Annotated in this window: 16 protein-coding genes; 8 read left to right on the top strand and 8 right to left on the bottom strand. The window is 57.8% G+C overall.

The annotated features are described in order from the left end of the window. Window positions 1-7: 7 nt before the first annotated feature. The 4 genes from ACR0JW_RS13175 to ACR0JW_RS13160 form a co-directional block, all read right to left on the bottom strand. Entirely contained in the window at window positions 8-391 is a 384-nt protein-coding gene (locus ACR0JW_RS13175) for an NADH:ubiquinone oxidoreductase subunit NDUFA12 (protein WP_170680842.1), read from the bottom strand. A gap of 79 nt (window positions 392-470) precedes the next feature. Beyond that, window positions 471-830 carry a RidA family protein gene (locus tag ACR0JW_RS13170; RefSeq protein WP_480714027.1) on the bottom strand — a complete coding sequence of 120 codons (360 nt, stop codon included), beginning with the start codon at window positions 828-830 and terminating at the stop codon, window positions 471-473. 211 nt (window positions 831-1041) lie between these two features. After that, window positions 1042-2310: an ATP-dependent Clp protease ATP-binding subunit ClpX gene (clpX, locus tag ACR0JW_RS13165; protein WP_170614700.1), complete on the bottom strand. Its 1269-nt coding sequence runs from the start codon at window positions 2308-2310 to the stop codon at window positions 1042-1044. A gap of 133 nt (window positions 2311-2443) precedes the next feature. Next, complete coding sequence (locus tag ACR0JW_RS13160; RefSeq protein ID WP_170614701.1) at window positions 2444-3076, bottom strand: ATP-dependent Clp protease proteolytic subunit; 633 nt, start codon at window positions 3074-3076, stop codon at window positions 2444-2446. A 341-nt stretch (window positions 3077-3417) separates the two neighbouring features. Between ACR0JW_RS13160 and ACR0JW_RS13155 the strand changes: the two genes are divergently transcribed. Next, window positions 3418-3759: a metalloregulator ArsR/SmtB family transcription factor gene (locus ACR0JW_RS13155; protein WP_170680846.1), complete on the top strand. Its 342-nt coding sequence runs from the start codon at window positions 3418-3420 to the stop codon at window positions 3757-3759. Window positions 3760-4550: 791 nt separating this feature from the next. Further along, complete coding sequence (locus tag ACR0JW_RS13150) at window positions 4551-5075, top strand: type II toxin-antitoxin system Phd/YefM family antitoxin (RefSeq protein WP_170825096.1); 525 nt, start codon at window positions 4551-4553, stop codon at window positions 5073-5075. Between the two features lie 87 nt (window positions 5076-5162). Here ACR0JW_RS13150 and ACR0JW_RS13145 read toward each other — a convergent pair whose 3' ends face one another. Both ACR0JW_RS13145 and ACR0JW_RS13140 read right to left on the bottom strand, forming a co-directional pair. Beyond that, on the bottom strand, window positions 5163-5615 hold the full coding sequence (locus ACR0JW_RS13145) for a hypothetical protein (protein WP_170680848.1): 453 nt from the start codon (window positions 5613-5615) through the stop codon (window positions 5163-5165). Between the two features lie 106 nt (window positions 5616-5721). Further along, a complete protein-coding gene (locus tag ACR0JW_RS13140) occupies window positions 5722-6042 on the bottom strand; it encodes a hypothetical protein (protein WP_170680850.1) in 321 nt (106 codons plus the stop codon). Between the two features lie 206 nt (window positions 6043-6248). Here ACR0JW_RS13140 and ACR0JW_RS13135 point away from each other — a divergent pair, with 206 nt between their 5' ends. Together ACR0JW_RS13135 and ACR0JW_RS13130 are read left to right on the top strand one after the other, a co-directional pair. Then, a complete protein-coding gene (locus ACR0JW_RS13135) occupies window positions 6249-6509 on the top strand; it encodes a DUF4282 domain-containing protein (protein ID WP_170680852.1) in 261 nt (86 codons plus the stop codon). A 474-nt stretch (window positions 6510-6983) separates the two neighbouring features. Then, window positions 6984-7952: a restriction endonuclease gene (locus ACR0JW_RS13130; protein WP_170680854.1), complete on the top strand. Its 969-nt coding sequence runs from the start codon at window positions 6984-6986 to the stop codon at window positions 7950-7952. Window positions 7953-7991: 39 nt separating this feature from the next. Here ACR0JW_RS13130 and lepA read toward each other — a convergent pair whose 3' ends face one another. Beyond that, window positions 7992-9791, bottom strand: a complete 1800-nt coding sequence (gene lepA, locus ACR0JW_RS13125; protein WP_170614709.1) for a translation elongation factor 4 — start codon at window positions 9789-9791, stop codon at window positions 7992-7994. Window positions 9792-10311: 520 nt separating this feature from the next. Between lepA and ACR0JW_RS13120 the strand changes: the two genes are divergently transcribed. Together ACR0JW_RS13120 and ACR0JW_RS13115 are read left to right on the top strand one after the other, a co-directional pair. Further along, the gene (locus tag ACR0JW_RS13120; RefSeq protein WP_170614710.1) at window positions 10312-10623 is read left to right on the top strand and encodes a hypothetical protein; all 312 of its coding nucleotides are present in this window, start codon (window positions 10312-10314) and stop codon (window positions 10621-10623) included. A gap of 65 nt (window positions 10624-10688) precedes the next feature. Next, window positions 10689-11639 carry a LysR family transcriptional regulator gene (locus ACR0JW_RS13115; RefSeq protein WP_170680857.1) on the top strand — a complete coding sequence of 317 codons (951 nt, stop codon included), beginning with the start codon at window positions 10689-10691 and terminating at the stop codon, window positions 11637-11639. On the opposite strand, the gene ACR0JW_RS13110 is transcribed toward ACR0JW_RS13115, so the two are convergent. Then, the gene (locus tag ACR0JW_RS13110) at window positions 11636-12079 is read right to left on the bottom strand and encodes a low molecular weight protein-tyrosine-phosphatase (protein WP_170680858.1); all 444 of its coding nucleotides are present in this window, start codon (window positions 12077-12079) and stop codon (window positions 11636-11638) included. The two genes, ACR0JW_RS13115 and ACR0JW_RS13110, sit on opposite strands and share 4 nt — an antisense overlap. A 28-nt stretch (window positions 12080-12107) precedes the next feature. On the opposite strand from ACR0JW_RS13110, the gene ACR0JW_RS13105 reads away from it, so the two are divergent. After that, a complete protein-coding gene (locus ACR0JW_RS13105) occupies window positions 12108-12803 on the top strand; it encodes an NAD-dependent deacylase (RefSeq protein ID WP_170680859.1) in 696 nt (231 codons plus the stop codon). Between the two features lie 60 nt (window positions 12804-12863). After that, window positions 12864-13472, top strand: coding sequence for an HdeD family acid-resistance protein (locus ACR0JW_RS13100; protein ID WP_170680861.1), 609 nt, complete (start codon window positions 12864-12866; stop codon window positions 13470-13472). The last annotated feature ends 87 nt before the right edge of the window (window positions 13473-13559 follow it).

Genomic DNA, 13559 nt, shown 5'->3' with positions numbered 1-13559 from the left:
GCCTCGCCTATTCCGGGCTCCAGGCCTCATAGTCGGATCGCTCGACCGGTTCGGCCCGGCGCAACGATCCGGCAGGCATGTATGCCAAAGCTGTTCCCGTCAGGTTTTCCTGATGCGGTTTTTCCCAGGACTTGTGCGCAAGCGGTTTGTCGGTGGGCGGCTCATCCCAGGTACGGTGCAGCCAACCGTGCCAATCCGGATCGACCCGGCTGGCCTCGACCTCGCCATTGAAGATGACCCAGCGCTTGCTATCATCGGCATTGCGGTAAAAAACATTGCCTTCGTTGTCTTCGCCAACCTTGATGCCATTGCGCGAGGTGAAAATCCGTGTGTTCAGGGTCGCCCCATTCCACCAGGTCACCGCCCGCAATAGAGTGTTCAGTATTCCCATCGGTTGCCTCCGGCATTTAAGTCAAGGAAGGTATGGACCAAAGGCCGGGCAAGGTCCAGTACCACGCAACGCAACTGCGTCATTCCGGCAAAACCGCGGTTACTTCTATTTCGATCCTGTATTTGGGGTCGATCAGGCCACACTCGATCATCGTCGCTGCCGGAGGGTGCTCTCCGAATATTTCGGCCAGGATTGGCCAGCACGGCGCAAATTCCATCCGGTCCGGCAGCATATAGGTGACCCGAACCACGTCGGCGAAACCCGCTCCGGCCTCGGCCAGTGCCTTTTCGATGATACCCAACGCGGACCGGCATTGTTCGGCTACCGTATCGCCCTGCCCGACCGTGCCCGCGACATGAACAAGCCCACCGGCCACAACCGCGCGGCAATATCCGACCTTGGCCTCAAACTCGCCGCCCGAGGAAATACGCTTGATCACACTGCTCTCCTTAAGAAGGTTCATCCGGGGTTTGCACCGCGGTGCTTTCGCGAGGCTCTGCCTCGCGCTCCGGGATATTTGCGGCCAGATGAACAAGGGATCCTTTATTCATCTGGCTAAAAATATCCCGGGGGAATCGCGGCCTGCCGCGATGGGGGCAGCGCCCCCCTGGAAAGGGCGAAACCAACCGACTTTTCAGAACCGTGTCCGATCAACCCGCAGAGGCGGATTCCTGTCCGGCATCGGCATAGATGAACAGAGGCTGAGCGTCTGACATCACGGCCTCTTCATTGACCACCACTTCGGTCACGTTTTTCATCCCCGGCAGGTCGAACATGGTATCCAGCAGGATGTCTTCGAGGATCGAGCGCAAACCACGCGCGCCGGTCTTGCGTTCGATGGCCTTCTTGGCGATTGCCTGCAATGCGTCATCGGTAAAGGCCAGTTCGGCATCTTCCAGCTCGAACAGACGCTGATATTGCTTGACCAAGGCGTTCTTGGGCTTGGTCAGGATGGTAACCAACGCGTCCTCATCCAGATCTTCCAGCGTGGCCAGAACCGGCAGACGGCCGACAAATTCCGGGATCAGGCCGAATTTCAGCAGGTCTTCCGGCTCAAGATCCTTGAAAATCTCGCCGACACCGCGCTCGTCATTCTCGCGGACGTCTGCGCCGAAACCCATGGCCGAACCCTTGCCGCGCTGCGCGATGATCTTGTCGAGCCCGGCAAACGCACCACCGCAGATGAACAGGATATTCGTGGTATCCACCTGCAGGAACTCCTGCTGCGGATGCTTGCGGCCACCTTGCGGCGGAACACTGGCCACGGTGCCTTCCATCAGTTTCAGCAGCGCTTGCTGGACGCCCTCGCCCGAAACATCGCGGGTGATCGATGGGTTTTCTGACTTGCGCGTGATCTTGTCGACTTCGTCGATATAGACAATGCCGCGTTGCGCACGCTCGACGTTGTATTCGCTGGCCTGAAGCAGCTTGAGAATGATGTTTTCGACATCCTCACCCACATATCCAGCCTCGGTCAGCGTCGTCGCATCCGCCATGGTAAATGGCACATCCAGAATCCGTGCCAGCGTTTGCGCCAGCAGGGTTTTGCCGCAACCGGTGGGGCCGATCAGCAGGATGTTCGATTTCGCCAGCTCGATATCATTGCCCGCCTTCTGGGCATGGTTCAGGCGCTTGTAGTGGTTGTGCACGGCAACCGACAGAACCCGTTTGGCAGTGGCCTGACCGATGACATAATCGTCCAGCACCTCACAGATATCCTTGGGCGTCGGCACGCCATCCGAAGATTTCAGGCCGCTGGCCTTGGTTTCCTCGCGAATGATATCCATGCACAGCTCGACGCATTCGTCGCAAATGAACACGGTCGGGCCGGCAATCAGTTTGCGCACCTCATGCTGGCTCTTGCCGCAGAAACTGCAGTAGAGCGTGTTCTTGCCGTCACCGCCTGAATTCGTCGCCATGTTCTACCTTTCGGGCTCCATCCCAGCGACCCCCTCGAGCCGCGCTTGCCGCCTTTTGACACAGCTTAGGCCAGCGCCGGGGCCGCTACAATCTCAAAATCGCACCTCGCGCAGTGCGCGCGAGGTTTTGAACTCAGGCCTCTTCTCCGCCCATCTTGGCGCGGTTTTCGACGATCTCGTCGATATGGCCCCAGTCCTTGGCTTCTTCCGGGCTCATGAAATTGTCACGATCCAGCGCTTTTTCAACCGCCTTTTTGGTCTGTCCGGTATGACGCACGTAGATATCATACAGACGATCCTTGAGCTTTTGCGTCTCGGCCGCATGGATCATGATGTCGCTGGCCTGACCCTGATAGCCACCACTGGGCTGGTGCACCATGATCCGGCTGTTGGGCAGCGAAAAGCGCATGCCTTTCTCGCCCCCAGCCAGCAGAACCGAACCCATCGAGGCCGCCTGACCGATCACCAATGTCGAACATTTCGGCTTGATGTACTGCATTGTGTCGTAAATCGACAAACCGCTGGTGACGACGCCGCCGGGCGAGTTGATGTAGATCGAGATTTCCTTGTTCGGGTTTTCCGCCTCAAGGTGCAGCAGCTGCGCCACGATCAGGTGGCTCATGCCATCGTGTATCGGACCGTTGATGAAAATGATCCGTTCTTTCAGGAGGCGCGAGAAGATGTCGTATGCGCGCTCACCCCGGCTGGTCTGTTCGACGACCATCGGGACAAGAGTGTTCATATATGTGTCTACGGGATCGAACATTCGGAACCTGCCTGCTTTGCTATGGATCGGGACACTACCCGAAGAAAAGTTACACGAGTCTTAGTATCGGCACAGAGGGGCCGCAAGGGGTCGGCTGACATCGGTCAGGTATTCTTGCTTTTGGAATTGTCGAGTGGCATTTGAGGACGCCCGTGGTTCGGATCGGTGTCCGGAAAATCATCGAAATGCGGTTTGGCTTCGGTGGCCTGTGTCTTCCATCACGGTATTTTGATGCATGCATATTGTGATGCATGATCAATAACTGTATCTACACAGTCCATATTGCGCGTCTGTAATTGGTTAACACCTGCCCATTTATCGGGCCAAGAAGGATCAGAACAATGGCACTGCCTCAGCTCGCACAGGACATGAACTCTGAAGACCTGGACCGTATGGTGACCAGCGCCACAGAAGCGTCCAACTTTCTAAAAGCCATCAGTCACGAGGGTCGCCTCATGATCCTGTGCCATCTGGTGTCCGGAGAGAAATCTGTGACCGAGCTGGAGACGTTGCTGTCTGCGCGTCAGGCCGCTGTGTCGCAACAACTTTCCCGTCTGCGACTGGAAGGCCTTGTGACGCCCCGCCGCGAAGGTAAAGCCATTTACTATCGCCTGGCAGATGATCGCCCGCGCCGGATACTGGAAGTGGTTTACGAGCTGTTCTGCGCCGGGAAACACGCCTGACAACTGTTCCACTACGGACAACGGACAGGCCAAAAAACTCATTGGCCACACATTGAACAACTACCGAGCGGCCTCTGCATATTGCGCAAGCGACGACAGCGCACCCCATATATAGTTGCGCACCTCAAAAAGGTCATGTAGGATGTTACCCACAGGTGCACAGACGCGGAATTGCATATCCTGACACAAATGCGGGGTTCTTTTGCTCAAGCAAAAGAACCCCGCTCTCGTTGGCAGGTGAGTAGTGGCAGCCTGTATGAACCCGGGGTTCGAAAAAAGGAAAAGGCGTCAGGTGCGCAGACGCGGTCTTTGCATGTATCCTTGCGGACACCCCTGACGCCTTGCCGGTCCGATCCGTCCCGAAAGACATCACGATCCAGTTGCCCGGCCCCCGAAAGGACCGAAGCTGCTGCGTCACGCTCAGTGTCGCGGCGCAGCACGCACGAACCGTCTGAGAGGCTGATCATCTGATCCGGACATAAAGCCCAACTCAACCGATCCGCCACCGGTAAGCCATTGTGATAAAAACTAAATCCTAAGATCCGCCTTCATCACCGCGGCCCCCTTGGCCCTTGCGTCCCGCTTGGGTTCCTAAGAACCGCTGCGGTGATCAGACTGTTACATTCACACCCTCAACCGACAAGAAAATAGCACTGCAGCATAAAAATTAGACGGGGATAACCTGTTGGTATCCACCGGGAAAGAGTTGTGGACAACTCTGAAATCCGCGATGCCGCGTGGGGTTGAGGGTGGATAAGTCCGGACATGAAACAGCGGCCCGATTTTGAGCGATTTCTGCAGGTGCGAAGGCCCCGCGCGGTGCCTTTGGCCGAAATTGCAGGGTTAATACATCCATCGGACCCGCGATCTTTCGAATCGTACATACGGAGATTCGCCGATGCGCTGCACAATTTCCCACGACCCGCGCCCATCTGGGCGATCTGGTCACCCGCGCTCAGGATCCCCGCGAGGTGATCATCCTGACCCGCCACGGCAAACTGCCGGCGGTGCTGATCTCGGTCGCCGAGGTGAACCGAATCTGGCACCTGCAGGACGATGACGAGATCGGGTGGAAACATCCCCTGAACGGCATCCGCGGAATGTGGTCGCTGGGACGGAACATTCCGGGGATGGAACCGGGGCCGGACGGCACCTATGTCACCGCGCGCGGGGCCGCGCTGAAGGTTCGCGAAATCCAGATGACCCGCGCCGAGGAACGCCGCATTCTTGCGCCGGGCGGTCTGGACCCTGTCGCGGGCGGCGAGCTTGCCGCCCGGCCCGTCCCCTCCTGGCGGAGACGCTGGTTCCAATTTTGAGAAGCGTTCCGGCCCGGGCGGGATTACCTATTACGCGCTGCCAACGACAGCCAGTACCCCCTACAGCCCGACCGGGCCGGAAACACTTCAGTTCACCTGACGTTCCAGAACAGTGCTGTAGGTCGTTCCGTTCCGCAGGCTACGGAAATCCGCATAGATCTTACCATCCTCATAGCGGGCATCGATCAGGGCATTCACGCCAATCGTCGGATCGGCCGAGCTTTCGACGATGCCGATCTTGCCCGACCCGTCCAGACTGACCGAGCCGGTGGCGTCATAGACAGTCCAGTCCTCGCTGGCCGCACGCCGCCATTTGCTGGGTCCCCAGAACACGTTGTCCTGCTGCTTTTCGATATGCAGCACCCATTCGGCATTGTTAAAGCGCGGCACGTCACCGGTGGCGGTGCGCGAGGGTGAAACCGTGGTGTAGCTGCCGGCCCAGGTGCCGCGCAGATCCGGTGTGGCATCTGCCAGCGCGGCGGTTCCAAGGGCGAGGGTCGTGGCCAGAGCGGCTGCCCCGGCTGTCATGTATCTGGTCATGGGCTCTCTCCTTTTGTCTGCTGAACAGATTGGAAGGGAGAAAGCGGGTTACAACTTACCTAAGGGAAACTTCATGATTGGTTCAGAGGACGATAAGATACCGGGATCAGGCCCAGGCCAACGCGGTGCCGACGATGACCAGCGCGATGCCAATCACTTCGCGATGCGAAAAATTCTCGCCGAACAGAAAGTATGAGGCGATGGCGATCAGAACGACCTCGGCCCCCAGAATGCCGGTATAAATGATGCCCAGCCGTTCATCCCGCAAAGCGGCAAGCTCCAGCGTGGCTGCGGCCAGCAGGGTGGCGACGATCAGCAGGCCAAGGCCGACACCGGGGATCTTCCACCAGAACTTCATCGAGATCATGGCGACGGAATAGAGACCCGCCGACCCGAGGGCGATGATTGGGATCAGGGACGTGGACATTGGAGACTCCTGAGGAGTGTTTCCGTTGAAGCGACAATAGCACGTCCAAAAGGCTGGGGCTGTGAGATTGGTCACAGTGAACAGGTCAGAAAATCTGAGGCGATGACCGAACTGCACAACTTTACGTTGCGTCACCCGTTGACGGATTCAATTTCGGATGATTTCCAGTAAAAACAGAAGCTTAACAGGACTAAACCATGACGCAAATGAGTCAATTTCTTTCGTTTGACAAATTCTACTTTCCGAAAGTTGCAAGAATACTGTTTATCATCGGCGCGATCTTCATTGTGCTGGCCACGCTGATCTCGATCATCTCGACCTTTGCGTCCTGGGCGCCCTTCGGGACCAAACTTGGCATCTCGCTGGCGACGTTGCTGGGCGGCCTCTTCTCGATCATCGGCCTGCGCATCGGCACCGAACTTGCGCTGGTGCTGTTCTCGATCGACGAGACGCTGAAATCCAAGTGATAGAACAGTTGGGGGCGTCGTGACCTGCGCCCCCCGCTTACGTGGTTTGAGGCCGTGCCTCTAGCGCGATCAATCAATTGACTAAGCGACCACGCCGACCCGAGGCGATGAAGCACGTCTCGGAAACGTTCCAGTGGAGTGAGAAAGATTCCCAGAAACCATCCAGTGGATGGTTTCGTTCAAACGGGCGAAGCCCTAGATCGCAAACGCGTCTGCAACAATCGATCCGCATAACTGCAGGAACAAACACGCCTCGGCATCGTGCGAGAAAAAAGCATGCCGCAAGGTGATGCCTTAGATCGAAACCTCGCAACCGACTCCTCTAAAAAGAAACTAGTATATAGTAATCAGTTTTGTCAGCAATTGGGTCTTGCAAAGAGTATTTGTTCGAGCTTTACAGTGCCTAGGAAACACAAATTTTGCGCGCGTTTCCTCGTTGTAATCACCCTTCCGCACAACACCCAGGAGAATATTTTGAAAAATAAGCGTAATGATGGAAGGAAATTTGAAGAAGAAGTAGAAAAACTTTATCGGATCATCTCTAGCCAGCAGGGCGATTCAATTGTTGAAAGGGATGTTATGTTGGAATCTCCCGAGGGAGAGCGACAAATTGATGTTTTGATTACGTCAAATATTGCCGGACATGAGATTAAAACTATTATTGAGTGCAAAGATTATCTACGCAAAGTAGACTTACCAAAAGTCGATGCGTTTCACTCAATTATTCAGGATGTACGAGCAAATAAAGGCATAATCGTTTCACGTATCGGATTCAGTAAAAACGCTGTTCAAAAAGCTCATCGCCTTGGTATATCCCTATGCAAAGCTGACCATCTATCCAAGCAGCTCGACAATCCTCTTTCTAGCCTACCAATCGTTATAAAATTCATCACCGTTGAAAACATCTCACTTGAGGTAACCCTTGCCAAGAACTCAGAAGGCACGAAGATACGGCTTACTCTGGACCGATTTATCTGCGGGATGGACTTAAAAGGACTGCTATCAAACTTTTCGACAAGTGATCTTTTTAAATACAATACTCTGTCAAAATCCATTACCCACAGGACTTTAAACCAACCACTCTGGATGGACGGAGAGGACGGAAGTGCTGTTCCTATCTCAGAGTGTGAATTGAAGATAAAAATTTCTCCAGAAGTCTATTTTGCCTTTGCCTCGAACCTTCCTTCAGCCTATTTAAAGCAAACAATTGGTGAAAATCACAGTGACATTATCATGGCTACTGATGACCTAGACCCGTCGAAAAACCACTTGGTGCGTTACCGTAAATATAGCACCTTACCAGAGAACATTTTAAGATCTCATATTAAGGTGCTGGGCGTGCCAAAATCTTACCAAAGCATGGATGTTTCCGTAGAAGCAATAGACCAAGATTCCGGACGGCGATTGCGACTTGGGTCAGGCACTCTTACATCTAATACATAGAGTGCCCGTCGCTCAAAAATACTCAAAAATTGGACAGCCTTAGCTGTCCATCTTCAACGCTGAAATAAACGCCTCCTGCGGGATATCCACTTTCCCGAACTGGCGCATCTTCTTTTTACCTGCCTTCTGCTTGTCCAGCAGCTTCCGCTTCCGCGTGGCGTCGCCGCCGTAGCATTTCGCAGTCACGTCCTTTCGCAGCGCTGAGAGGGTCTCGCGCGCGATGACCTTGCCTCCGATGGCGGCCTGGATCGGGATTTTGAACATGTGGCGCGGGATCAGGTCTTTCAGCTTTTCGCACATCGCCCGGCCCCGCATCTCGGCCCGGTCGCGGTGAACCATGGTCGACAGCGCATCGACCGGTTCGTCGTTCACAAGGATCGACATCTTGACCAGTGCATCCTCACGATAGCCGGTCATCTGGTAGTCGAAGCTGGCATAGCCCTTGGTCACCGATTTCAGACGGTCGTAGAAGTCGAAGACGACCTCGTTCAGCGGCAGGTCATAGACGACCATGGCGCGGCTGCCCGCATAGGTCAGGTCCATCTGGATGCCGCGGCGGTCCTGACAGAGTTTCAGCACGTCGCCGAGGTATTCGTCGGGCACCAGAATGGTCGCCTTGATGCGCGGTTCTTCCAGGTGGTCGACCTTGGACAGGTCCGGCATGTCGGCGGGGTTGTGCAGCTCGATCATCTCACCGTCTTTCATGAAGACGTGGTAGATCACCGACGGCGCCGTGGTGATGAGGTCGATATCATATTCGCGTTCGATGCGGTCGCGGATGACCTCGAGGTGCAAGAGGCCCAGGAAGCCGCAGCGGAAGCCAAAGCCCAGCGCGGCCGAGGTTTCCATTTCAAAGCTGAAACTGGCATCGTTCAGGGCCAGTTTGTCGATCGCGTCGCGCAGGTCCTCGAATTCGGCCGAGTCCACGGGAAAGAGGCCGCAGAAGACCACCGGCTGCGCGGGTTTGAAGCCCGGCAGGGCGACCTCGGTGCCGTTGCGGTCATTGGTGATGGTGTCACCGACGCGGGTGTCGCGGACCTGCTTGATGGAGGCGGTGAGAAAGCCGATCTCGCCGGGGCCAAGGCTGTCGATCATCTGCATTTCGGGCCGGAACACACCGACGCGGTCGACATGGTGCAGGGTGCCGTTCGACATGAACTTGACCCGCATGCCCTTTTTCAGCGTGCCGTCCATGATGCGGACCAGAACGATCACACCCAGATAGGCGTCGTACCACGAATCGACCAGCATCGCCTTGAGCGGCGCGTCCAGAGTGCCCTTCGGCGCGGGCAGTTGACGCACGATGGCTTCCAGCGTCTCGTGGATGCCCTGCCCGGTTTTTGCCGAAACCTGAATGGCGTCGGTCGCGTCGATGCCGATCACGTCCTCGATCTGCTCGGCCACGCGGTCACAGTCGGACGCGGGCAGATCGATCTTGTTCAGTACCGGAACGATCTCATGATCGGCGTCGATGGCCTGATACACGTTCGCAAGCGTCTGCGCCTCGACCCCTTGGGTCGAGTCCACGACCAGCAGCGAGCCTTCGACCGCGCGCATGGACCGCGAGACCTCATAGGCGAAGTCGACGTGGCCGGGGGTGTCGATCAGGTTCAAGACGTATTGCTCGCCGTTGTCGGCGGTATAGTCGATGCGGACCGTGTTGGCCTTGATGGTGATGCCCCGCTCGCGCTCGATATCCATGCTGTCGAGCAACTGTTCCTTCATGTCGCGATCCTGCACCGTTCCGGTCTCCTGGATGAGCCGGTCGGCAAGGGTGGATTTGCCATGGTCGATATGCGCGACGATGGAGAAATTGCGGATATGAGCGAGGTCTGTCATGTTCCGCGTATTAGCGGGTTTTTTAAGGCGGTCAAGGTGGAGAACGACTGCAATCGGAACCTGAGCCAAGAAAGAATTGGAGCTTGGCAAACGAATGCCGACAATACTGTGCTCTGCGGTGGGTTGCAGTGAAACTGCCGTCACCTGCGTCGGCAATCGTGTCTTGCCTGAGGGACGATGCTGAAGGTTGGATTGGAAGACCTGCAGGTCTGGTGCGCGCAGAACTGATCCTGCCGAAGAAGGGGTTATCCGATGGAACATTCCGGTCGCCGGGGCCAGTGCATACTGCCGAGTATTCCAGACAATCGAAGGGTCAATTGAAGCTGTTCAAGAGTGGTTGGCGTTCCTGCCTTGACCGGTGCCGGGCTGAAGCCCGGCCTACGGGTGTGGCGGGGTTGACCCCGGCAATCACTTTTTCGCAACGCATGATTGATCCGAACCCCCGATTAATTCATACTCCGCCGCAGACCGAGAGGGGCGTCAGATCTCTCCGGGCAGGCAATAAAAACGAGGCTCGAGTATGAAACAGTTCCTCTTAATCGCATTCTGTGCGGCGTCGCTGACGGCGGTGGCTCCGGCCCCTTCGTATGCGGCCAAGATCAAACAGGCATGTCTGGCGTCCGACCGGGCGGCGGCGACGCGGGATCGGTGCAGCTGCATTCAGCATGTGGCCAATCAGGCATTGACGCGCAGCGACCAGAAGACCGTCGCCAAGTGGTTTACCGACCCCCACAAGGCGCAGGAGTTGAAGATGTCGAAAACCGCGCGCGATGACGCGCTGTGGGATCGGTATCAGAACTTCGGCCAGATGGCGCAGGCGATCTGCAGCTAAGCCGGACGCAATCCTTGACCTGACGCCCGCTGCCCCTCAGAAAAGGCGCAGCGAGAGGATTTTGCATGGTTATGAAAGGGCTGAGCTTGCGCGGCCTCGAAGTGTTCGAGGCGCTGGCGCGGACGGGATCGGTGGCGCAGGCGGCCGAGATCACCGGGCTAAGCCAGCCGTCGGTCAGCCAGCAGTTGCGCAATCTGGAAAACGCGCTGGGGGCCGAGCTTGTGGATCACGGGCGGCGACCGATGCGGCTGACGCAGGCCGGGCGCAGCTTTCTGGCCCGGACCAGGGCCGTGCTGGCCGAATTGCAGATGGCGCAGAGCGAGCTTTCCGTGATGGACCTGGGGCATCTGGCCACGCTGTCCATCGGTCTGATCGACGATTTCGACAACGAGTTGACCCCACGGCTGGCAACGTTGCTAGCCGACAGTCTGACCCGCTCGAAATTCAAACTGATCACGCTGTCCAGCCTTGACCTGTTTCAGGCGCTTGAGGAACAGCGGTTGCATCTGGCGGTCTCGGCCCATAGCGGCGAGGTGCTGGAGGGGGTGGTTGAGTACCCTCTGGTCCGCGATCCGTTCATACTGGTGGCCCCAAAAGGCGCCGGAGGTGTGGAGGCCGCGCTGCGGGACTTGCCGTTCCTGCGGTATGCCCGCGAGCAGCTGATCAGCCGCCAGATCGAGAGCCAGCTGGCGCGGCAGCAGATCGAGTTCGAGGAACGGTTCGAGATCGGCTCGCATCTGGCGCTGATGGCGATGGTGGCGCGGGGCTTGGGCTGGGCGATCACCACACCGCTGGGCTATATGCGGGCGGCGCGGTTTCATGACGGGCTTGAAGTCTACCCGGCCCCGTTCGGAGAGTTTTCGCGCACCATCTCACTGTTCACCCGCACGGACTGGCCCGACGAGGTTCCGCGCGAGATTGCGGGCATGATTCAAAGGCTGATGCGGAGCCATATCCTTGACCCCGCGATCGAGCAGGTGCCGTGGCTCAGCGACCGGCTGAAGGTGATCGGCTAAGCCCTCAGGTGGGCGTCAAGCCCTTCGACCGCCGCTTCGATCAGGTCAAGCGCACCGTCAAAATCACGGGTATAGTACGGATCGGGCACATGGTCGGTCCCGATCTGGGGCGCGAAGTCTGTCAGCAGGCGGACAGAGGTTTGGTTGCCCGGTGGGCGCAAGGCCTCGATGTCTGCGATGTTGCTGGCGTCCATCCCGATGATCAGGTCGAACCGGTTGAAATCGGCCGCCAGGAACTGCCGCGCGCGCAGGTCGCTCAGGTCGATGCCCCGGGCGTTAGCGGCGGTCTGCATCGGGCCATAGGGCGGATTGCCGGTGTGCCAGCCCATGGTGCCGGCGCTGTCGGTTTCGTGCTGCGGGGCACGGGCGCGGAACACGCCCTCGGCCGCGGGTGAGCGGCAGATATTGCCGAGACAGACAAACAGGATACGGTGGGTCATGAGCCAAGGTTTAGCGCGCGGAGGAGACATGGGAAAGATCGTCATTCTGACCGGAGCTGGAATTTCAGCCGAAAGCGGGTTGAGCACGTTTCGCGATGAAGGCGGATTATGGGCGCAGCACCGCATCGAAGATGTGGCCACGCCCGAAGGTTTTGCCCGCGATCCGGCGCTGGTCCACGGGTTCTACAATGCCCGCAGAAAACAGGCCGCGCAGGTGCAGCCGAACGCGGCGCATGAAGCCTTGGCGCGGCTGCAGAGGGATTGGCGCGGAGACGTGGTCATCGTGACCCAGAATGTTGACGGCTTACATGAGGCGGGCGGGGCCAAAGGGGTCATCCATATGCATGGCACTCTGGCCGGCGCATTGTGCTCGGCCTGCAATCATCGGTGGCAGGCCCCGACGGAAATGGTAGTGGGCGAGCGTTGTCCCGCCTGCGACCACCCAACTGGACGCCCCGATGTCGTCTGGTTTGGCGAGATGCCCTATTTCATGGACGACATCTATGATCATCTGGCCGACGCCGCGATCTTTGCCGCCATCGGCACATCGGGTCAGGTCTATCCTGCGGCGGCTTTTGTGCACGAGGCGCAGGCCGCCGGGGCGCAGACGATCGAGCTGAACCTTGAACCGTCCTCCGGAGCGTCCCATTTTGATGAGACGGTATTTGGCCCGGCCACACAGATCGTGCCCGGGTGGGTGGATCGGCTGCTGGATCGGACCTGATGCCATCCGTTACAATCGGGTTCACGCGTATTGGATGAGACCCGAAAACAGGAGACCCCGATGGAGGAACATCAGACCCGGAGCGGTGAAGTTCTGGAAGACGGCACATTTGCAGGTCGGGACGCGCTTGGTGACAAGCTGGCAAATCTTTGGTGGACATTTCTGCTGCGTGGGCTGATGGCCGCCGCACTTGGGCTTGCAGCCCTGTTCTGGCCGACCGGCAGCATTACGGTTCTGTTGCAACTGGTCGGTCTGTTGCTGATTCTCGATGGCGGGCTGACGTTGCTGGGGTTCGGGCGGCGCGGGTTGATTGGCGGGTTCGGCATCGGCGCCGTGCTGATTGGAATGATCCTGCTGATCTGGCCCGAAGGAACCGCCCGGCTTGCCTTCTTCCTGCTTGGGGCCTGGGCGCTGATTGTCGGGATCGGATCCGTCATGACGTGGCGGCAGATGCACGAGATGGACCCGGCAGGGCCGACCCTACGCAATTCCGGAATCATCGCCATTCTGATCGGTTTGGTTCTGATGTTCTGGCCCGGCAGCGGGTTGGTTGCGCTGGGATGGGCTATTGCGTTTTCTGCGCTAGCATTTGCCGCCGTAATGTTCTGGCTGACGGCCCGGTTCAAACGCGCCCATGACCGGATCGCCATGCGTGTCGTCAACAGATAACAAACATACCCGGACCGTCAAAGGGCAACAGGCCGGGCTAAACCCGGCCTGACGCATGGATGACGGCCGCAGAGCGGCCTGAAGACA

This window comes from Ruegeria sp. BG6 (assembly GCF_056538465.1).
The sequence above is the reverse complement of the archived record's forward strand: the minus strand, read 5'-3'. Positions and strand labels throughout refer to the sequence as shown.